The sequence below is a fragment of the Flavobacterium sp. FG68 genome (genome assembly GCF_057808895.1).
Genome location: NZ_JBMDIY010000033.1, coordinates 44,716 through 65,273, shown reverse-complemented (window position 1 = coordinate 65,273; position 20,558 = coordinate 44,716). Strand labels below are relative to the sequence as shown.

Genomic DNA, 20,558 nt, shown 5'->3' with positions numbered 1-20,558 from the left:
AAAATACTATTATGAAAAAATTACATTATATATTAAGTCTTGTCGTTTTAGCGCTATTCTTTAGCTGTTCAAGCGATGACAGCAATATTGATTTAGAAGGTGTAAGCGCACCATCAAACATATCTGCTTTGACCACTGTAACTCAGGATAACTCCGGTAAAGTAACTTTTTTACCAAAAGGAGAAGGAGTAACACAATACAAAATAAATTACGGAGACGGATCGCCAGAATCTGATTATTTTCCTTCTGGAGGAACTGTAACACACGTTTATAAAGAAGGAACTTACCAAAGCAAAATTATTGCAATGGGAATTACAGGAAAAAAGACTGAAGTAACACAAGAAGTTTTAGTTTCGTTTAAAGCTCCAGAAAATTTAGTAGTAGTAATAACAAACGATTTATCAGTTTCTAAAAAAGTAACCGTAAAAGCAACAGCAGATTTTGCCTTGTTTTATGATGTTTATTTTGGAGAAGCAGGAAAACCAGATCCAATTTCGGCTAATAATGGAGAATCAGTTTCATATACGTACCAAGCGGCTGGAGTTTACACAATTCGTGTAGTTTCAAAAAGTGCTGCAATTAAAACAACTGAAAAATCTCAGGAATTTGAAGCAAAATTAGTTCTTAATCCAACAACTTCGGCACCAACTCCGCCAAACAGAGCAGCAGGAAACGTGATTTCTATTTACGGTTCTAAATACACAAATGTTGCCGGAACAAACTATTTCCCAGATTGGGGACAAGCAGGACAAGGAAGCAGCTGGACAGAATTTGATTTGAATGGCGACAAAATGTTGAACTATATCAAATTAAGCTACCAGGGAATTGCTCTAGCAGATAATGTTACAGTTGATGTTTCTGGAATGGATTACATTCACATGGATGTTTGGACAGCAGATTTACAAAAAATCGAAACTTCATTAATTAGTAAAACAAATGGAGAAAAACCAGTTGTAAAAGATCTTACTGCAAATCAATGGACAAGTATTGATATTCCAATTTCGGCATTTACAAGTCAGGGATTAACGGTAGCCGATATTTTCCAATTGAAATTTGTGGGAACACCTTGGGCTGGAGGAACTGTATTTATAGATAATATTTATTTCTATAAAGACGTCGAAACATTAAGCACAGCAGCACCAACGCCAGCTGTACCGGCAGCAAATGTTATTTCATTATTTAGTGATGCATATTCAAATATTGCCATTCAAACATGGCGTACAGATTGGTCTGCAGCAACATTAGAAGAAACAGCTGTTGCAGGAAATGCAGTTAAAAAATACTCAGATTTAAATTTTGTGGGTATTGAGCCAGTTACAACAATTGATGCAACCGGAATGACACATTTCCACGTAGATGTGTGGTCTTCAGATTTTACAGAATTCAGAATCAAATTAGTTGATTTTGGAGCTAATGGAGTTTACAATGGAGGAGGAGATGATAAAGAACACGAACTTAAATTTACCGCTCCGGCACAAGGACAATGGGTAAGTCTGGATATTCCTTTAAGTGATTTTACAGGATTAACAACCAGAGCTCATATTGCACAGCTTATTTATTCTGGAACACCAACCGGAAGTCATACCATATATATTGATAACGTTTATTTTCATAAATAAAAAATGAACCTTATTAATCGATTAAAATGAATTTACATTTTATAAAAAATAACAAAATGAAAAAATATAATAAATACTTCGTATTACTTTTTGCTCTGCTGTTAGCAATAAGTTGTCAAAAAGATGATTTTGCTTTTGGCGATTTGGCGGCGCCCTCTAATATACAGGTAACAGCTGAAATTATAGGAAAAACTGCTGATGCTCCAAACGGAGACGGATCAGGAACGGTAAAATTGACTGCAAAAGCAGATAATGCTGTTTCGTTTAAATATGTTTTTAGCGATGGAACATCTGAAACTTCTCCAAGCGGTATTTTTACAAAACGTTTCACAAAAACAGGCGTAAATACTTATACTGTTACAGTAATTGCAAACGGAAGAGGCGGTGTAGCATCAAACACAACACTAGAGGTTACAGTATTAAGTAACTTTAGTGATGATGAAGCCGTAGCCTTCTTAACAGGTGGTTCATCTAAAAAATGGTACTGGTCAGCTTCAGAAGCAGGACACTTAGGAGTTGGTCAAAACGATGCCGATGCGACTAAAAACTACTATGCAAACTACTATATGGCAGGGCCGTTTGAAAAAGCAGCATCGCCGGCAAGCAGCTGTTTATACGAAAACGAATTGACTTTCTCAAAAGACGGAGATCAATTGAAATTTGAATTAAACAACGGTGGAGCAACATTCTTTAACGCAGCTTTTGCAAGCGTAGGAGGAGGAAGTGGACCAGATGATGCTTGTTTAACTTATAATACAAGTGGTGTTAAAACAGTTTCATTAAGCCCATCAGAATCTGTAGTGACCAAAAATCCAAATCATGCAACACAAACAAGAGGAACAATGTTGAACTTCTCTGACGGTGGATTTATGGGGTACTATATTGGTCAGAGTTCATACGAAATCTTGTCAATCACAGCAAACAGAATGGTTGTAAGAGCCGTAATGGGAGGAAATCCTGCATTAGCTTGGTATCATATTTTTACTACCACAAAACCTAATCAAAATCCAACAACAGATTATACAAATCTGGTTTGGTCTGACGAGTTCAATACTGATGGAGCGCCAGATGCGACAAAATGGAATTATGATTTAGGAAGAGGAGATAACGGCTGGGGAAATAATGAAAAACAAAATTATACCAATTCAGCAACAAACGTAAAAGTACAAGGAGGTAATTTAGTTATTACAGCTAAAAAAGAAGCTTCTGGAGGTGCAGATTATTCATCAGCAAGATTAAAATCAGATGCTAAATTTGCTTTTACATATGGAAAAGTTGAGGTTAAAGCTAAACTTCCAAGTGGAGCAGGAACTTGGCCTGCAATCTGGATGCTTGGACAAAATTATGCTACAAAACCTTGGCCTGCCTGTGGAGAAATAGACATCATGGAACACGTGGGTAACAATCAAAATGTGATTTTGAGTACGCTTCATTATCCTGGACATTCAGGTGGAAATGGTAATACAGCATCAAAAACATACACCAACGTTTCAACAGAATTCCATGTTTATAAATTAGTATGGAGCCCTGCATCAGTAAAAACTTATGTAGACGATGATTTACTTCATTCAGTTCCAAACGATGGTTCATTGCCTTTTAACAGCGACTTTTTCTTGATTTTAAACGTAGCAATGGGAGGTAATCTAGGCGGTAATATTGATGGAGCTTTCACACAGTCTTCTATGGAGATTGATTACGTGAGAATTTATCAATAGAATATGAGTTAATTAATTAGTAATTCTAGAAGGTCAGCTTCGGCTGGCCTTCTTAATTTTAAAATTATACTATGAATAAAATAATTTTACTATTGTTAATCTGCAGTGTTTCATATGCGCAGGAAACAAAGAGGAAACTGGTCTGGGAAGAAAATTTCAATGCTAAAAAATTAAATGAAAAAGTCTGGAATTTCGAACTTGGGGACGGCTGTCCAAATTTGTGCGGTTATGGAAACAATGAAAGACAAATCTATACTAAAACCAACCACGAATTTAAAGATGGAAATTTAGTTATTGAAGCCAGAAAAGAAGGAGAAAAATATACCTCGACAAAAATTACAACCAAAGGAAAAAAACAATTTAAATACGGCAGAATCGAAGCAAGGGCAAAACTTCCTGTTGGACACGGTTTGTGGCCTGCTTTCTGGATGTTAGGCGCCAATATTGACGAGGTTAAATGGCCTAAAACAGGAGAAATTGATATTTTAGAATATATAGGAAGAGATCCACATATGGTTTATACAACCCTTCATACGCAGGACAGCCACGGAAATACGATTAATACCAAAAGAACTGAATTTCCAAATATTGAAGAAGGTTATCATGTATATGCCATTGAATGGGATAAAGATAAAATCGCCTTTTTTGTGGATTCGACTTTAGTTTATACTTTCAATCCTGAAGTTAAAAATGAAGATACATGGCCCTTTGATAAACCATTTTATATTATCGTAAATTTAGCTATTGGAGGTAATTTTGGAGGCCCTGAAGTAGATGATTCTGTACTTCCTCAAAAATATTACGTCGATTACGTACGTGTTTATCAATAAAAAAATATAGAATTAAATTTTACTCAAAAAGCAGGTGTAAATAGCTTAAATACTTAATTTTAAGTTATTTACACTTGTTTTTTAAAACGTTTTTAACAGCATTTTTTTAACTATTTTTATCAAAAATAGCCTCTGCAGCAAAAAACTTAACGATTTAATGTTAATTATTATTGTTTTTGTTTGCTTTTTAAAATAAATATTTGTTAAATTTGGTCACAATAATTAACATAACTCAAAAAAGATCACGCCTATAAAATAAAATTACTTTTTAGAAAAATTACTCCAAATTATTAAAACTAAAAAAGTAGTATTATGGCTGATCTGCAAATTCCAGACGCTCTATTAGTAAAAAATTATGTTGAAGGCAGTGAAGCTGCTCTTGCAACATTAATAAAAAGGCACGAATCTAAAATATATGGATTTATATATTCTAAGATTGCTGATAGAGACATTTCAAATGATATTTTTCAAGATACTTTTATTAAAGTAATCAAAACCTTAAAAAGTAATTCCTATAACGAAGAAGGTAAATTTCTTCCATGGGTAATGCGTATTTCTCATAACTTAATTGTGGACCACTTTCGCAAAACCAAAAAAATGCCAATGTACAGAGAAACCGAAGAGTTCTCAATCTTCTCTATCATGTCTGACGATTCATTAAATGTTGAAAGCAGAATGATTGTAGATCAAGTTGAGGTTGACTTAAAAAGGTTAATCGAAGAACTTCCTGAAGATCAGAAAGAAGTACTGGTAATGAGAATGTATCAGGATATGAGTTTCAAAGAAATATCAGAATTAACAGATGTAAGCATCAATACTGCATTGGGAAGAATGCGTTATGCGCTTATGAATTTGAGAAAAATAATTGACAAACATCAAATTATTTTAACCAACTAATACTATTTTGAATATTAGCCCGTTATACTATTATAAAACATTTACACAGTATGGCGAAAATTTACTCAAAAAAAGCGTTAGCTTCTAAAGATTTGAAACCTAAAAAAGAAGTAATTTCTTTTTTACTAAGTTATTCACAAGCCTTAACGGTTGTGAAAATTGAAGATAAAAATTTTGAGATTATAGCTAATTAAACAGCCCGCTGCTTTGGTCGGATGTTTATTTCGAAAGAAAAACCAAATGGTCGTTTTGGTTGAAAGCTCACTATTTGTATGCAAATACAGATAGTGAGTTTTTTTATTGTCTTAAATCCTGAATTTTACTTTATTATGATAAATTCAACTGTGTGTTTTTCCAGAACAGATTTTTCCAATCACTTATTAATTCTTCATTTTACCCTTGAATATGATTTTGATTTAAAATTATGTTTTTGTTAAAATTCAATATTTTTAGTCAAAATATTTCTTTATTCAATAATTAATTTTATTTTAGTTAAAAAATAATTATTATTTCATAAAAACATAAGAATTTTTCGTATTAAAACATTCCAATCACCCTAATTTGTCCAACCAATAACCAAAAACCTATGAAAAAAAACTACTCTGCCTTATTTCATTTTGTTTGTTATACGCCTTAGTTCTTTACTAAGAAGTTTGATTTTTTTGAGAAATTAAATTTAGAGACTTATGGCAATTTTGATCTCTAAATCTTATTTTTTCATTTAAACGCAGGCTGAAGTGCTCTACTATCAGTTTTGCAGCAAAATTCATTCAAAAAACTAAATCTATTTTAACAACCAAAACCCAACCGAAATATGAAAACGAACCTAAAGATGTTATCAATCCTGTTATTGATAAATGTCGCAGCATTTGCTCAAAATGATCAAATAAAAGAAGCGCAGTCTTTATACGATAAAGGAAAAAGCGAGGAAGCATTGGCGATTTTAAACAAAACAGAATATCTTATTCTTAACGCATCAGATGAAGCCAAATCTGATTATTATTTTTTAAAAGGAAATGTATATAAGGATTTAGCTGGAAAAAATATAGATGCAGCTAATAATTTTACATTGGCCTCACAAGCTTATCAGGATGTGTTTTTGTATGAAAACGAATCAGGAAAGTTTAAATTTACAGTTAAAGCAAATGCAGCTTTAAAAGCTATGAAATCTACTCTTGTTAATGGTGCAATGACCGATTTTAATGCTGGAAAATTTAAAGAAAGTGCAGAGAAAAGTTATAAAGTTTATTTGTTTGATAAAAAAGACACATTGAACTTATTTAACGCCGCAGCATCTTCTATAAATGCTAAGGATTATGAGTCGGCAGTAAAATATTATGAAATCTTAAAGAAGATAAATTTTTCCGGAAAGAGGATGATGTATTATGCTACAAACAAGAAAACAAAAGAAGAAGATTTTTTTGTTTCTACAAAAGCCAGAGAATCAGCTATAGAACAAGGATTTTATGAAAGACCAAGAAATGAATTAGTTCCTTCAAAAAAAATAGAAGTTAACAGTAATTTAGCTTACGCTTATTTAGAGAAAAAAGATTATCCTAAAGCCGAAGCAGTTTATAATTATGTCTTGGAACTTAACCCTAATTACCTGGATGCGTATATAAATATGGCGTATTTAAAACTGCAGGTCAAAAAAGATTTAGCCGATGAAATAGCTTCTTTAGGAACGTCACCGTCTGAAATGCAAAAATATGACAAACTAAATGCTAAAAAAGATGATATTGCCCGCAGTGCAATCCCGTATCTAAAACAAGCGCTTATTATTGAACCAAAGAATCCAGAAGCTACAAAAACACTTTTGGGAGTATATCGATCGCTTGATATGACAAATGAATACAATGCCTTAAAAAGCAGTATGTAAAATAAAAAAGAAGCTGCTAAACTTTCTTTTTAGCAGCTTCTTCTATCATAGATTTTTTACCAATAGTTCTCGTAATAATATCTTTTTCTAAACTCCAGCCTCTTGCAGGCGAGTATTCACGTCCGTACCAAATAATCTGTAAATGCAGATCATTCCATGTATCTCTCGGAAATAATCTTTTGGCATCTTTTTCAGTTTGAGCAACATTTTTTCCATTCGAAAGATTCCATCTGTACATTAGTCTGTGAATATGTGTATCAACCGGAAAAGCCGGAACTCCAAAAGCCTGAGACATAACAACACTTGCCGTTTTATGCCCAACAGCGGGCAAAGATTCAAGTGCTTCAAAACTCTGCGGAACTTGACCGTTATATTTTTCAATTAAAATTTCAGACAAACCATGAATTCCCTTAGATTTCATTGGCGATAAACCACACGGACGGATAATTTCCTTAATTTCTTCCACAGACATCTTCACCATGTCATACGGATTATCTGCTTTTGCAAACAAAAGCGGCGTAATCTGGTTTACACGAACATCTGTACATTGTGCCGAAAGTAAAACAGCGATTAATAAGGTATATGGGTCTTTGTGATCAAGCGGGACTGGTATAGTAGGGTAGAGTTCTTTTAACGTATTTATAACAAATTGTACTCGTGCTTCTTTATTCATTTCCGTAATTTTAAAGTGTAAAAATAGCGATTTATAACTTATAAGCTATCTTTGTTTTAAATCTAAAATCAACAATCTGAAATCTAAATAAAAAAATATGACAACATTAAAAGCCGGAGATAAAGCACCAAACTTTTCAGGAACAGACCAAGACGGAAATACACATAAACTGGCAGATTATACCGGAAAAAAATTAGTAGTTTTCTTTTATCCAAAAGCAAGTACGCCGGGCTGTACAGCCGAAGCCTGTGACTTAAGAGATAATTTTCATCGTTTCCAAGCTAGTAATTACGAACTTCTTGGCGTAAGTGCTGATAGTCAAAAGGCGCAAACCAAATTCAAAGAAAAATACGAATTACCATTTCCATTATTAGCCGATGAAGATAAATCAGTAATAAATGCTTTTGGTGTTTGGGGACCAAAAAAGTTCATGGGAAGAGAATATGACGGAATCAACAGAACCACTTTCGTAATCAACGAAAAAGGAATCATCGAAGAAGTAATCGAAAATGTAAAAACAAAAGAACACGCAGCACAGATTTTGAAATAGTTTTTTGTTTCAAGTTTGAGGTTTCAAGTTTCATGTTGTAATCGTGGCGTGTGATTTTAACGCAAAGCACGCTAAGGTTTTACGCAAAATACGCTAAGGTTTTATATGTAAGTTTTTTATAAAAAAAGTAAAGTTCGCAAAGCTAAACGACACAAAGCTTTGCGAACTTTATGCATTGTAAATGCCATCTATATAAAAAACCTTAGCGTGCTTTGCGTTAAAATTAAACACAAAGTTTACGAAACTTAATCAACTCAAAGCTTTGCGAACTTTATGCATTGTAAATGCCATCTATATAAAAAAACTTAGTGCACTTTGCGTAAAATCTTAGCGTGCTTTGCGTTAAAATTATACGCAAAACAACCTGAAACCTGAAACAAAGAAAACCTGAAACAAAAAAAAGTCCCAAATTAAGGGACTTTTTATATTAAGCTTTTTGCTCTAGTTCTTTCTGCGGATGATATCCAAAAAGATGATGTTCTTTTATAATTTCGGCAACTCCAGAAGGAAGCATTGGTTCCCAGCCAGTTTTTCCTTGACCAATCATTTTTAGTACCTCGCGAGAGAAGACATTTAGTATGTTTGGGTTGTAATCTTTAATGTCAACAACTTTACCGTTGAATTTAAAGAATTTATACAATTCTTTCATTCTAGGATGAACTTTCAGGTTGTCAGAAGTAATAACTTCGCCATTATCCCCTAACATTGGGTACAAGAATACTTTCATATCACGGTAGAATAATTTTCCGAAAGCTTCAAGGATTCCACCACTTAAATGGCGATAGTATTTCTCATCAAAAATATCAACAAGATTGTTTACACCCATTGCTAATCCCATACGGGCTTTGGTATAATTAGAGAAATACTCCACAACTTTATAATATTCCTGGAAATTCGAAATCATAACCGTTTGACCAAGCGAACAAAGTAATTCGGCTCTGTCCATAAAATCACGCTCATCAATCTCACCATCCGAACGTAAATTTGAAAGTGTAATTTCAAAAACTACTAATGTATTGTCCTTATCTACTTTATTTTCCCCGAGAAACATTTTTAATGATTTCTCATACATGTCAAGATTCACATTTGTAACCGGACGGAAACTTCCTCTAAAAGCAAGAAGATTCTTTTTGTATAAAACAGCCGCCGGTAAAACATTTTTTCCTTCCGGATTAAACATTACGGCATCAGTCATTCCGTTTTTAACCAATTGTAAACTCATCAAACGATTGTCAACATCAGCAAAACGAGGTCCCGAAAAATTGATTGTATCGATCTCTAATTGATCTTTATCTAAGTGATCATATAAATAGCGCAGTAAACGTTTTGGGTCATTATATTTATAGAAAGCACCGTAAATTAAATTTACACCTAAAATCCCTAGTGTTTCTTGTTGTAATCTGGCATCAGTTTCTTTAAAACGAATATGAAGAATAATTTCGTTATATGCCTCGTCTGGTTCAATCTGGTATCGAATTCCAACCCAGCCGTGTCCTTTAAACTGTTTGGCAAAATCTATTGTTGCTACTGTATTAGCGTAGCTGAAGAAAAGTTTATTGGGGTGTTTTTCTCTGCTCAAACGTTCTTCGATCAATTCTCCTTCAAACGTAAGCATTTTTTTAAGTCTGTTTTCGGTAACGTATCTTCCGTCACTTTCAATCCCGTAAACAGCATCACTAAAATCTTTATCATAAGCCGACATCGCTTTTGCAATCGTTCCAGAAGAACCTCCGGATCTGAAAAAATGTCTAACTGTTTCTTGTCCAGCGCCAATTTCAGCAAATGTTCCGTAAATATTCTCGTTTAAATTAATGCGTAAAGCTTTGTCTTTTATAGAAGGAATCTGTTCGATGACCTTGTCACCTTTGAGTTTTATTTCTGTACCCATTTTATTTTAAATAGATTTGTTACAAAGTTAGTAAATTAGGGTTCTAATGAAAGAGAAATAATCCTATTTTTGTAAAAAAATTAAGTTCAATTGAAGGTCTATTTTTTAGGTACTGGTACTTCTCAAGGTATTCCGATTATCGGAATCGATCATCCCGTTTGTAAAAGCACTGATGCTAAGGACAAAAGGCTCCGCGTATCCATCTGGATTACATGGGACGAGCACTCATTTGTAATCGATTGCGGCCCTGATTTCAGACAGCAAATGCTTTCCTGTGGATGCCGTAAACTCGACGCCATTTTATTTACACATGAACACGCAGATCATACTGCCGGTTTAGATGATATTCGTCCTTATAATTTCAGACAAGGCGAAATTCCTATTTACGGACATAAACGCGTGCTTGATAATTTAAGACGACGTTTTGATTATGTTTTTGAAACCGTAAATAAATATCCGGGCGCTCCAAGTGTAAAAACTATTGAAGTCAAAAACAACGAACCTTTTGCAGCTGGAGATAAAATTGCAATTCCAATAAACGCCATGCACGGTGATTTACAAGTTTTTGGATATAGAATCGATGATTTTGCTTACCTAACTGATGTCAAAACAATCGAACAAGCTGAAATTGATAAACTTAAAGGTTTAAAAGTTTTGGTTGTAAATGCTTTGCGTGTTGAACCGCATGATACACATTTTAACCTGCAGGAAGCGCTTGATTTTATCAATTTGGTAAAACCTGAAAAAGCTTATTTAACACACATCAGCCACGTATTAGGATTTCACGAAGAAGTACAGAAACAACTTCCTGAAAACGTTTATCTGGCCTATGATAATTTAGAAATTACAATTTAATTATACCACAAAATGAAAAAATCCTTAATGCTTTACCTTTTTATCCTTGCGATATTAATGAATGTTTTTACTTATATGTTTTATAGCCGAGAAGTGCAATTTGGTGAAGAAAGATATGAGAAAACAACTAAAAAGCTAAGAGACAGTATCAATTTAGTGTCAGCTAAATTAGCCGATGCAGATTATTTTTCTTTAGAACACAATGAAAATGCACAAAACTATTTTGACAATAGTGCTTCTGGCGGAAAAGTAATTTTATTTGAAAAACTAATCCCGGTTGTAACCGAAAAACTTTTAGATTTCAATGCAAATCCAAAAGGAAACCCATACACAGGACAAGATCAAATAGGTCCAAATAAATTTATCATCAATAAAGTAAAAATTTTAAACCACCGCTGGATCATTGCAGATTACAGTAATGGAGAATTATGGGGAGAAGTCTTGTTAAAATACTTTGTTGATAACAATGATAATATTACCTTTGAAGTAAATCAAACTTGGTTATATCAAAAATAGGATTTTATAATCCTATTTTTTTTGACCCAACATTAAAATATAGGATTTATGAAAAAGATGTTTTTGTTTACGATTATCGCAGCTGCGACATTTTCTTGTGCAAAAAAAGTTTCTCAGGAAAATACAAACGTTAAAGAACCGCAAGAAAAGAAACTAGTTGGAGGAGACTCTGATGCACATGGATGTAAAGCTTCCGCAGGTTACACCTGGTCAACTCTTAAAAAAGAATGTATCCGAATTTTTGAAGGAACAAAACTATCACATACAGAAGAAACAGGTAAAACGTATACAACCGCTGCCTATGTAATTTTTGATGGAAACAAAGCAGAGCTTTTTCTCGACACTCAGAAAGAATCCATTATTTTAGAAAGAAAATCAGAAGGGGATTCTTGGAATAAAGATGACTATCAATTAATTCCCTGGAAAGGATATGTTTTGAAAAAAGCTGGGAAGATTATTTATACAGGAGAATAATTTAGTATCCAGTCCAGTCTCAGTTACAGTTCAAGACTGAAAACTGAGACTGATCACTATAAAAACTAGTTCTTTTTTTTAACCTCGTTCATTCTTAAATTTACAAAAGTTAAAATTTGTTTGCCTAATAACATAGATGGTTTTTCAATCAATATAAATGAAATATAAGCAATTAAAATTGATACGATAGAAGCTATTAAGAAATGTAATCCAGCGTATATTTTTCCGAAAATAAAATAAACTATTTGTTGTATCAAAAAGCCCCAAAGATATATTCCATATGAAATGTCATGCTTAGGTTTAAAGTTTAAAATAAATTTTCTGGAAGAAATAAAGATGATTGAATTACAAAAAGCAATTATTAAAAATAATTCTTCTGCATGATTGTTTTTAAATAGAAAATACACCAAAAAAGATAGTACAACTATTGGTAAGTTTATTACAAATTTGTTCTGATTTATTGCAATAAAAACACCATAAGCAAAAGAAAAAGGTAGGTAATAAATTTCAGGATTAGTACTTAGTCTGCCCAAAATAATATGGGTCGGCAAAAAACTTTCAACAAAAATTGCTATAAATATAACATTGAAAATAGCTGTTCTTTTATTTTTAAAAAGTAAAAAAGCACACATCAAAAAAAAGTAGCATCTTACTTCATATCGCAAACTCCACAAAGAACCATTAACAATATCCTTATATAAATTATTATTAAAAACCCCAGTCAGTATATACTTGGTTTGAAAAAGGAGGTTTCTTATAATATATTTAAAGTTGCTTAAGTCTGAAAAATACTTTGAAATGCTAACATTGGTAAAGATTGGCCCAATTATAAAGACAGTAATCAGTAAAAGAAACAGTAAAGCGGGTAAAATCCTAAATACTCTGGATATGGTAAAATACACAAAACTGTCATTTTTTAAATAACTATTTGTGACAACTAGTCCACTTATAAAAAAGAAAAGTTTTACAGCAAGTGCACCAGAATACGTTACCGGTAAAAAAAAACTTAAAGGATCAGTCCAATAAGGCGTTTCCCCATTTAATGGAATTGTATGACCTACAATAACAATACAAGCTAATAAGATTCTAATTAGATCTAAATTGTTGTTTTCTTTGTTTAAAAACCAGGTTATTTTCATCGACTTAGATCCTTATAAAAAATTAAAGAGCCAGCCAATTCTTAAAATCAAAGAAATTCTGAGGAGCAACTCCGTGACCAACAGGATATTCTTTATAAGTAACCGGAATGTTTAATTTTTCTAAAATTGCAGGAGTTTTTCTCGCCCATTCTATTGGAATAACCTGATCTACAGTTCCGTGAGAAGCGAATATTTTTAAGTTTTTGAAGTCGTTTTTCTCAAAACCTTCTTTAATAATTTCTTCATTAAAATAACCACTCATTGCCACAACTCTCTGAATTTTTTCAGGATACGAAAGCGCAGCAGAATAACTCAAAATAGATCCCTGACTAAATCCAATTAAAGTTACGTTATTGGCATCTATTAGATAATTTGCAACTAATTCATCAATAAAAGAAGCAATTACGTCTCTCGAAGTTTTAGCTTGTTCGTTATCAGAAAATTTATTTTGATCTGCATCAAAATTGATGGCGTACCAAGCGTAAGCGCCATATTGCAAATCATAAGGTGCTCTGGCCGAAATAATATAATAATTATCAGGAAGTTCAGAAGCAAAAGAAAATAAATCAGCTTCGTTACTGCCGTATCCATGTAATAAAAGCAATAACGGATTTTTATCTAAAATTACTTTTGGCTCTTGTATTTTATATTCTAAAGATAGATTCATTTTTTTAGTGTTCAGTGTTCGGTTTTTAGTGTTCAATTTTTAACTTTGGCAAAGTTTGTGGATGATGTTATTATGAAAAATCTGTTTTTTATTCGCGTTTTTGCTTGCAAATCTGCGTCATCCGTGTTCAAAATTTATACGCTGATAAAACAAGATTCGCTAAAGCGAAAACGCTGATTTCAACGGATTTCTTTTTTTTGGATTTCAAAAATTCGGAATTTCCCTAACCTATAGATTTAAACCATTTTTGAAATACATTTCCAACTAAAGGAATCGGTTTCATTTGGCCTTGAATAGCAGTGAAGATTCCATATGTCCAAAGAATTGAAATACAAATCCACATTGGGAAAGTGATAAAAAAGCTGTCAAAATTACTGATTATAGCCCCAAAAGAAATAAATGTCAGCGATAAACCTAAAGCCTGACGAATATGAAAAGACGCAAAACTATTTTTATTTTCAGAATTCATAGACATTGCTATCAAAACGCCAATAATTAAAATGTAACTGGTAATTGCAATTGATTTTCCTTCTTCGATTGTATTGTTCATTGTATTATTTTGTAACAAGTTGATTTTGATTTAAAATTCCGTACACAGAACCTTTAAGTTCAGTTCCTAAAAAAGCAGAATTTTTAGATTTTGAAAGAATTTTTTCTTTCGTAAAAGTTGATTTTCCTTCCGGAGTAAAGAAAGTAAAGTTAGCTTTAGCACCTTCTTCAATTGTATTGTTTTCAAGACCAAAAACAGTTCTTCCTGAAGTTAGTTTTGCAATCACAGTTTCTAGCGGTAAAACCGTTAATAATGCGCCAAAAGCACTTTCAAGCCCTATTGTTCCGTTTTTTGCCGTATCAAATTCCATTTTCTTGAATTCAATATCAATCGGATTATGGTCTGATGTAATGGTATCGATAGTTCCATCCGCAATTCCGTTTAGTAAAGCCTGTCTGTCAACTTCAGTTCGTAATGGCGGAGTCACTTTAAAACGCGTGTCAAAACCATCTAGTTTTTCATCGGTTAAAACCAAATGATGTACAGAAACACTTGTCGTAACATTTAAACATTTTGCTTTAGCTTCTCTAATTAATTGAACCGATTTTGCTGTAGAAATCGTCGGAATATGAAGTTTTCCACCAGTATATTCCAGTAAAAATAAGTTTCTTGATATTTGAAGTTCTTCGGCTAGATTTGGAATTCCTTTCAAACCTAATCTTGTCGAAACGATTCCTTCATTGGCAACGCCGTTTCCTTTTAGGTTTGGATCTTGCGAATAAGTAATTACCAAACCATCAAAATCCTGAACATATTGCAAAGCAATTTTTAACAAATTAGCATTGTCAATACTTTTGTTATAATCTCCAAAAGCTATTGCTCCGGCTTTTTTCATGTCATAAAGTTCGGCCATATCTTTTCCTTCGCTAGCTTTTGTTAAAGCGCCGATTGGAAAAATTTCTGTTGCAAAACCATTTGCTTTATTTTTTACAAAATTGACCTGAGATTGATTGTCAATAATTGGGAAGGAGTTCGGCTGTAAAGCAATTGCTGTAAACCCGCTTTTTGCTGCAACATTTAATCCGTTTGCAATAGTTTCCCTGTCTTCGTAACCAGGTTCTCCAAGAGAAACACTGCTGTCAAACCAGCCTTGAGAAACATGAAGATCGTCAAATCTTACTACTTCTGCATCATCATTTGGAAGAGAAACTCCTATTTTTTCAATTAAACCATCTGCAATTAAAAGATCAACGGTCTGGTTATGAAACGGACTTTTTGAGTCGATAATTTTGGCGCTTTTGATGATTATTTTCATATGTAGAGAAATTTATTTTAATTGAAAGAATGAAATTATTTTAAAACATTAAAACTTAATTTTCTGAACCATTAAGAAATGAAGTTAATAAAGGAAAAACTTAATATTCTTAATGTCTTAATGGTGAAAAAATTACTTCACAAATTTTATAACCGCCATTTCTAATGCTAAAAATAACAGTGCAAAGATAACAAACCATTTCCAAATTTGGCTGTCAGTTCGCTCAGTTTGTAAGGTGTTAAAAATGGTCGAAATCGTATCGGCGGTTTTAAAATCAGAAACAACATTTGTATTTACCTGACTCAAATCACTTTCGGTTCTTTTGTAATTGAAACTCAAATTCTCAACCCATTCTTTTTTGTCAAAAATGCTGTAATTTCCAGCTGTTTCCGGGAAATCATTAAAAGTTAGTTTGACTTTATTATTCAAAATCTGCTGAATCGGAATAAATGAATCTTCGGTTCCTTTTACTTCCAGAATTGCATCTTTAGTCAATAAAACATCAACAAAATAAGGTTGATTATTTCCAATAGTTAAAGCATTTACACCTGTTTTTTGATTGTTCTGCGCCATTTTATAAAACAACGGAACAATTAAAGGTGATTGCTGAAAGTTTGAATTCGCGGCATTTATTGGTGCCGAAAATATAGTAATTCCAGCCGTCGGATTTTGAATTGCCGTTACAAATGTACTTTGATCTTCATAAGATAAAACGGCCGGATATGGACTTGAAATATCAAATGCACTGCTTGTTTTTGGATATTGGAAATTCGTGATTTTATTTTCAAAAACTCCCGAAAATAAAGGATGATCGAAATTAATTTTGGTAATGAGTTTACTTTCTGTTTTAAGATTGTTAAACTGCACTTTTCCGAAATTCCCTAAAAAAGAATTTAAATTTGAAATCGAACTTTTTTCAGAAGGAATCACAACTAAATTTCCGCCTTTAGAAACAAACGCTTTTAATGTTGTTTGCAAAGCCTGCGGAATTTCAACTAATTCGTTTAAGATTATTGTATTTTGTTTTTCTAAACTATTATAATCTAAAGAACTGATGGAGTAATTATTATAATTGAATTCAGCAGCAGTGTAAATCCTTGATAAGAAATTACTTTTTTCAGGCTCACCAATGCTGATTACGTTTGTTTTTTTGTTTTTAGAAATGCTGAAAAACAATTTGTTATCATAACTCAAACCGTTGTCTTCGATAGAAACATAACCATGAAAAGCTTCTTTTGGAATCGTGAAGTTAATTTTCTTTTTCTTAGCATCAAAATTGATAATAGTTTTGGCAATCAGTTTGTTTTCATTGTACAAAGCGGTCGAAATTGGTTTAAAATCTTCTCCATAACCTGAAAGATTAACGCTTATTTCGTAGAAATTTTCTAAAGTCTGATTGATGTAAACGCTGTCAATAGAAACATTATTTTTTTGCTCAGCTTCGGGAATAATGAAATAGGGTTTTTCTTCAGAATCAATATTTTTAATATCATTTTCAGTTAAACCAACAGCATCAGAAATAATGATAATATCTTTTTTATGTGCCGATTTATGCGCTTTTACTTTTGCCATAATTGACGAAAGTTCAAAAGGTGTTGCACTGTATTTTAAATTCTGTAAAGCAGTTTTAGATGATTTTATATCGGTATTCCAATAATTTTCTGTGTTTGTCAGTAACGAAAATTGAGCTGTTTCGGGCGTATTTTCCAGTAATTCCTGAACGGCACGTTTTAGCAATTCTCCTTTTTTGCCTTTTGCCTGCATACTAAACGAATTATCTAAAATAATATACATTTCGTTTGAAGCATTCTTGCTGTCTTTGGCTTCAAAAAAAGGCTGTGCAAAAGCTATAATAGCACACGTAAGCAATAAAAGACGAGTAGCAAGCAATAATCGTTTTTTGATTTTTGAGCTTTTACGAGTCTGAATTGCCAGTTCTTTTAGGAAACGAACATTGGTAAAATAAGAGGTTTTAAATCTTCGTAATTGAAATAAGTGAACCAAAATTGGAACAATCAATAAAAAAAGAAAGTATAGAATTTCGGGATGTTTAAAGTGCATTCTGGCTTCGATTTACTTCGCTACTTTTATTTTTCACGAAGATGCTGGTCAAAAATACAAATTTTTAATTAAACCAGATAGGCAATATTTAGTTAAACCATATAAGTTATATAAGAGATTATAAGCAGGAGGTAATACGTTTTTATTAAATGAACTTATATGACTTATATGGTGAAAAACCTTTTTGAAAAATGTAACTTTTCTGGTTTTATTTGTAATGATCTAAAAGATATTATTGCGTATTTTAGCGTATTCAAAAAAACAAACTATGAAAAAAATATCTCTAATATTATTTTCAGCTTTCGCATTAACCACTGCAAAAGCTCAAAATAAATTTAACCTTTTAGTTGGAACTTATACGAATACATGCCAGAGTAACGGAATTTATGTTTATGAATTTGATGCAAATACGGGCGATTTTAAACTTAAAAGTTCTTCTGAAAATGTAGTGAGCCCGAGTTATTTATCGGTTTCGGCAGATAATAAATTTATTTATGCGGTAAACGAAAACGGAACACAAAGTACGGTAAGTGCATTTGGATATGATTCTCCATCAGGAAAAATTAATTTTTTGAATAAAAATGATGCTTTAGGAGCAGATCCTTGTCATTTGATAAATGATGATAAAAATGTAATTGTGGCCAATTATTCAGGCGGAAATATTGTAGTTTATAAAAAGAATACTGACGGAAGTATTTCTGAAGTACAACAATTGATTCAGCACGAAGGAAAAGGGCCAAACGCGGCACGTCAGGAAAAAGCGCATGTGCACATGGTGGTTTTTTCTCCAGATAAAAAGTTTGTACTTTCTAATGATTTAGGTTTAGATAAAGTGTTTATTTACAAATACAATCCTGCTTCTAAAAACGAAATTCTGACTTTAAAAGGAAGTGTTGATGTTAAACCGGGAAGCGGGCCAAGACATTTGACTTTTAGCAAAGACGGAAAATTTGTTTATTTAGTTCAGGAATTAGATGGTACGCTGACAACTTTTAGCTACGATAAAACCGGAAGTTTAAAAGTAATTGCCGAAACCAGCATTTTACCAAAAGGTTTTAAAGGCGGAACTGGCGCAGCAGCCATAAAAATCTCACCTGACGGAAACTTTTTATATGTTTCAGACCGTGTAGATGCTAATGCAATTTCAGTATATAAAATCCTTAAAAACGGAAGTATTGAATTAGTAGAACAGCAAAGTACTTTAGGAAAAGGCCCAAGAGATTTTTCTATTGACCCAACAGGAAATTACCTTTTAGTTGGTCATCAGTACACAAATGACATTGTTATTTTTAAAAGAGATATCGCAACAGGAAAAATTACAGATACAGGAAAACGAATTCAATTGTGTTCGCCTGTAGGGTTGGTTTTTACGAAAATTTAATCTAAGTTGCTAAGGTTCTAAGATGCTAAGACACTAAGATAAAAGGCTCAATAATACTTGTATTATTGAGCCTTTTTAATTAAAAAAAAACTTAGAATCTTAGTAACTTAGAACCTTAGAATCTAAAAATTTATTTATTGTTGTCTTTCCTCTTCTTATCTCTCGTTTTCAACATATTTCGATTGACAGAACCGTGGGTTTTCTTTTTTGTTTTTGAAGGGCCTCCTAAATTTACTTTTTTATTCTTTTTAGATTTTTCATGAAAAGCTCCGTCTCCTTCGAGTTTTACTTTTTTCATTAAAAACTTAATAGGCTGTTTGTCTTTTTCAGGCTCGATTAATTTTGTTGAAACTTCAACTTCTTCTGGAAAATCAGTAATATCAAGTTCCTGGTTCATTAAAACTTCGACTTCAATTTTAAATTCTTCTTCCCTTGGCGTTACAAAACTAATGGCTGTTCCAGTTGCATCTGCACGACCTGTACGACCAATTCTGTGCATGTATAATTCTGGTTCTTCCGGAAGTTCGAAGTTAATTACGTGAGAGATATTAGAAATATCCAAACCTCTCGCCATAATATCGGTTGTGATTAAACCGCGAAGATTTCCTTCCTGAAATTCTGCCATTGTACTCAAACGGTAATTTTGAGATTTATTTGAGTGAATTACGCCAAACTGACCTTCAAAATCTTCTTCAATGCGTGTGTGCAGCATATCCGAAATCTTTTTATTGTTTACGAAAACCAAAACACGATCCATGCTTTCGTCGTTTTGCAATAAATGTTTCAGCAGATTTACTTTTGTATTGAAGTTTGGAACGTTGTATGTAACCTGAGTAATTTTTTCAAGCGGTGTTCCAGATGCTGCAAGCGTAACTTCTTCAGGGAAATCAAAATAATCGTTTAATATATCATCAACTTCATCTGTCATTGTTGCAGAGAATAATATATTTTGACGTTTGGTTTTCATCATTGCTAAAAGTGAAGTCAGCTGTGGTCTGAAACCTAGATTCAGCATTTCGTCAAATTCGTCGATTACTAACTTTTGAGTTTCATCAAAACGAACAACAGCGTCAAGTGCTAGATCCATTGTACGACCCGGAGTTCCAACTAAAATGTCGACACCTTCGTAAACGGCTTTTTTTTGTGTATTGATGTTTACACCTCCATAAATACCCAATGTTTTAACCGACATGTATGTGGTTAATTTCTCGACTTCTTCAACAACCTGAACAACTAATTCACGGGTTGGAACAAGTACAACAATTTTTGGTGTATTGGTATTAGTAAACTTATAAAGCTTTAAAAGAGGCAGTAAATAGGCAAATGTTTTACCGGTTCCGGTTTGCGCAATTCCCATCATATCGCGTCCAGACATGATTACAGAGAAAGATTTTTCCTGAATAGGAGTAGGCGTAACAAAGCCTAATTCGTCAACAGCTTTTTGTAATGATTTTGGGAGATTGAATTTTTCGAAAGTGCTCATTTGCATTAAATTTTGTGCAAATGTACGTTAAAATGATGGTTTTTTGTTGATTTTGTAATTTTAGATGTTGTATTGTTACTTAGATTATCCCTCTGAGCGAAGTCGAAGAGCATTCCAATTGGAATG

General features: G+C 32.7%; 19 protein-coding genes. 11 read left to right on the top strand and 8 right to left on the bottom strand.

The annotated features are described in order from the left end of the window. The first annotated feature begins 11 nt into the window (after positions 1-11). The 6 genes from ACODSB_RS19050 to ACODSB_RS19025 all read left to right on the top strand — a co-directional run bounded on the left by ACODSB_RS19050 (position 12) and on the right by ACODSB_RS19025 (position 6,940). A complete protein-coding gene (locus tag ACODSB_RS19050) occupies positions 12-1,619 on the top strand; it encodes a hypothetical protein (protein WP_488938186.1) in 1,608 nt (535 codons plus the stop codon). Positions 1,620-1,675: 56 nt separating this feature from the next. Next, entirely contained in the window at positions 1,676-3,334 is a 1,659-nt protein-coding gene (locus ACODSB_RS19045; protein ID WP_488938185.1) for a family 16 glycosylhydrolase, read from the top strand. A 71-nt stretch (positions 3,335-3,405) separates the two neighbouring features. Continuing rightward, a complete protein-coding gene (locus ACODSB_RS19040; protein WP_488938184.1) occupies positions 3,406-4,164 on the top strand; it encodes a glycoside hydrolase family 16 protein in 759 nt (252 codons plus the stop codon). Between the two features lie 312 nt (positions 4,165-4,476). After that, positions 4,477-5,061, top strand: coding sequence for an RNA polymerase sigma factor (locus ACODSB_RS19035; protein ID WP_053473705.1), 585 nt, complete (start codon positions 4,477-4,479; stop codon positions 5,059-5,061). 50 nt (positions 5,062-5,111) lie between these two features. Beyond that, positions 5,112-5,255 carry a hypothetical protein gene (locus ACODSB_RS19030; RefSeq protein ID WP_165590706.1) on the top strand — a complete coding sequence of 48 codons (144 nt, stop codon included), beginning with the start codon at positions 5,112-5,114 and terminating at the stop codon, positions 5,253-5,255. Positions 5,256-5,875: 620 nt separating this feature from the next. Further along, positions 5,876-6,940, top strand: coding sequence for a tetratricopeptide repeat protein (locus ACODSB_RS19025; RefSeq protein WP_488938183.1), 1,065 nt, complete (start codon positions 5,876-5,878; stop codon positions 6,938-6,940). Between the two features lie 16 nt (positions 6,941-6,956). Here the strand turns inward: ACODSB_RS19025 and ACODSB_RS19020 are convergent, their stop codons facing one another. After that, positions 6,957-7,613: an endonuclease III domain-containing protein gene (locus ACODSB_RS19020; RefSeq protein WP_488938182.1), complete on the bottom strand. Its 657-nt coding sequence runs from the start codon at positions 7,611-7,613 to the stop codon at positions 6,957-6,959. Between the two features lie 97 nt (positions 7,614-7,710). On the opposite strand from ACODSB_RS19020, the gene bcp reads away from it, so the two are divergent. Further along, positions 7,711-8,163, top strand: coding sequence for a thioredoxin-dependent thiol peroxidase (gene bcp, locus ACODSB_RS19015; RefSeq protein ID WP_488938181.1), 453 nt, complete (start codon positions 7,711-7,713; stop codon positions 8,161-8,163). Between the two features lie 427 nt (positions 8,164-8,590). Here bcp and ACODSB_RS19010 read toward each other — a convergent pair whose 3' ends face one another. Beyond that, positions 8,591-10,051, bottom strand: a complete 1,461-nt coding sequence (locus ACODSB_RS19010) for a nicotinate-nucleotide adenylyltransferase (protein WP_053473701.1) — start codon at positions 10,049-10,051, stop codon at positions 8,591-8,593. Between the two features lie 90 nt (positions 10,052-10,141). Between ACODSB_RS19010 and ACODSB_RS19005 the strand changes: the two genes are divergently transcribed. The 3 genes from ACODSB_RS19005 to ACODSB_RS18995 are packed head-to-tail and all read left to right on the top strand — an operon-like array spanning position 10,142 to position 11,896. Further along, positions 10,142-10,906 carry an MBL fold metallo-hydrolase gene (locus ACODSB_RS19005; protein ID WP_488938180.1) on the top strand — a complete coding sequence of 255 codons (765 nt, stop codon included), beginning with the start codon at positions 10,142-10,144 and terminating at the stop codon, positions 10,904-10,906. Positions 10,907-10,918: 12 nt separating this feature from the next. Next, a complete protein-coding gene (locus ACODSB_RS19000) occupies positions 10,919-11,422 on the top strand; it encodes a hypothetical protein (RefSeq protein WP_053473699.1) in 504 nt (167 codons plus the stop codon). Between the two features lie 48 nt (positions 11,423-11,470). Further along, on the top strand, positions 11,471-11,896 hold the full coding sequence (locus tag ACODSB_RS18995) for a hypothetical protein (protein ID WP_488938179.1): 426 nt from the start codon (positions 11,471-11,473) through the stop codon (positions 11,894-11,896). A 65-nt stretch (positions 11,897-11,961) separates the two neighbouring features. Here the strand turns inward: ACODSB_RS18995 and ACODSB_RS18990 are convergent, their stop codons facing one another. The 5 genes from ACODSB_RS18990 to ACODSB_RS18970 form a co-directional block, all read right to left on the bottom strand. Continuing rightward, complete coding sequence (locus ACODSB_RS18990) at positions 11,962-13,035, bottom strand: acyltransferase family protein (protein WP_488938178.1); 1,074 nt, start codon at positions 13,033-13,035, stop codon at positions 11,962-11,964. Positions 13,036-13,057: 22 nt separating this feature from the next. Then, positions 13,058-13,702: an alpha/beta hydrolase gene (locus ACODSB_RS18985; RefSeq protein ID WP_488938177.1), complete on the bottom strand. Its 645-nt coding sequence runs from the start codon at positions 13,700-13,702 to the stop codon at positions 13,058-13,060. 223 nt (positions 13,703-13,925) lie between these two features. After that, positions 13,926-14,252 carry a hypothetical protein gene (locus tag ACODSB_RS18980; RefSeq protein WP_053473771.1) on the bottom strand — a complete coding sequence of 109 codons (327 nt, stop codon included), beginning with the start codon at positions 14,250-14,252 and terminating at the stop codon, positions 13,926-13,928. 4 nt (positions 14,253-14,256) lie between these two features. After that, positions 14,257-15,507, bottom strand: coding sequence for a dihydroorotase (locus ACODSB_RS18975; RefSeq protein ID WP_488938176.1), 1,251 nt, complete (start codon positions 15,505-15,507; stop codon positions 14,257-14,259). Between the two features lie 132 nt (positions 15,508-15,639). Next, the gene (locus tag ACODSB_RS18970; RefSeq protein WP_488938175.1) at positions 15,640-17,568 is read right to left on the bottom strand and encodes a BatA domain-containing protein; all 1,929 of its coding nucleotides are present in this window, start codon (positions 17,566-17,568) and stop codon (positions 15,640-15,642) included. Positions 17,569-17,836: 268 nt separating this feature from the next. On the opposite strand from ACODSB_RS18970, the gene ACODSB_RS18965 reads away from it, so the two are divergent. Beyond that, a complete protein-coding gene (locus ACODSB_RS18965) occupies positions 17,837-18,949 on the top strand; it encodes a lactonase family protein (RefSeq protein ID WP_488938174.1) in 1,113 nt (370 codons plus the stop codon). Positions 18,950-19,079: 130 nt separating this feature from the next. Here the strand turns inward: ACODSB_RS18965 and ACODSB_RS18960 are convergent, their stop codons facing one another. Continuing rightward, positions 19,080-20,432: a DEAD/DEAH box helicase gene (locus ACODSB_RS18960; RefSeq protein WP_488938173.1), complete on the bottom strand. Its 1,353-nt coding sequence runs from the start codon at positions 20,430-20,432 to the stop codon at positions 19,080-19,082. Positions 20,433-20,558: the final 126 nt, after the last annotated feature.

Bases quoted from the DNA above. Each gene is read 5' to 3' on its own strand.
- ACODSB_RS19050 (WP_488938186.1), top strand. From the start codon at position 12: ATGAAAAAATTACATTATATATTAAGTCTTGTCGTTTTAGCGCTATTC.
- ACODSB_RS19045 (WP_488938185.1), top strand. From the start codon at position 1,676: ATGAAAAAATATAATAAATACTTCGTATTACTTTTTGCTCTGCTGTTA.
- ACODSB_RS19040 (WP_488938184.1), top strand. From the start codon at position 3,406: ATGAATAAAATAATTTTACTATTGTTAATCTGCAGTGTTTCATATGCG.
- ACODSB_RS19035 (WP_053473705.1), top strand. From the start codon at position 4,477: ATGGCTGATCTGCAAATTCCAGACGCTCTATTAGTAAAAAATTATGTT.
- ACODSB_RS19030 (WP_165590706.1), top strand. From the start codon at position 5,112: ATGGCGAAAATTTACTCAAAAAAAGCGTTAGCTTCTAAAGATTTGAAA.
- ACODSB_RS19025 (WP_488938183.1), top strand. From the start codon at position 5,876: ATGAAAACGAACCTAAAGATGTTATCAATCCTGTTATTGATAAATGTC.
- ACODSB_RS19020 (WP_488938182.1), bottom strand. From the start codon at position 7,613: ATGAATAAAGAAGCACGAGTACAATTTGTTATAAATACGTTAAAAGAA.
- bcp (WP_488938181.1), top strand. From the start codon at position 7,711: ATGACAACATTAAAAGCCGGAGATAAAGCACCAAACTTTTCAGGAACA.
- ACODSB_RS19010 (WP_053473701.1), bottom strand. From the start codon at position 10,051: ATGGGTACAGAAATAAAACTCAAAGGTGACAAGGTCATCGAACAGATT.
- ACODSB_RS19000 (WP_053473699.1), top strand. From the start codon at position 10,919: ATGAAAAAATCCTTAATGCTTTACCTTTTTATCCTTGCGATATTAATG.
- ACODSB_RS18995 (WP_488938179.1), top strand. From the start codon at position 11,471: ATGAAAAAGATGTTTTTGTTTACGATTATCGCAGCTGCGACATTTTCT.
- ACODSB_RS18990 (WP_488938178.1), bottom strand. From the start codon at position 13,035: ATGAAAATAACCTGGTTTTTAAACAAAGAAAACAACAATTTAGATCTA.
- ACODSB_RS18985 (WP_488938177.1), bottom strand. From the start codon at position 13,702: ATGAATCTATCTTTAGAATATAAAATACAAGAGCCAAAAGTAATTTTA.
- ACODSB_RS18980 (WP_053473771.1), bottom strand. From the start codon at position 14,252: ATGAACAATACAATCGAAGAAGGAAAATCAATTGCAATTACCAGTTAC.
- ACODSB_RS18975 (WP_488938176.1), bottom strand. From the start codon at position 15,507: ATGAAAATAATCATCAAAAGCGCCAAAATTATCGACTCAAAAAGTCCG.
- ACODSB_RS18970 (WP_488938175.1), bottom strand. From the start codon at position 17,568: ATGCACTTTAAACATCCCGAAATTCTATACTTTCTTTTTTTATTGATT.
- ACODSB_RS18965 (WP_488938174.1), top strand. From the start codon at position 17,837: ATGAAAAAAATATCTCTAATATTATTTTCAGCTTTCGCATTAACCACT.
- ACODSB_RS18960 (WP_488938173.1), bottom strand. From the start codon at position 20,432: ATGAGCACTTTCGAAAAATTCAATCTCCCAAAATCATTACAAAAAGCT.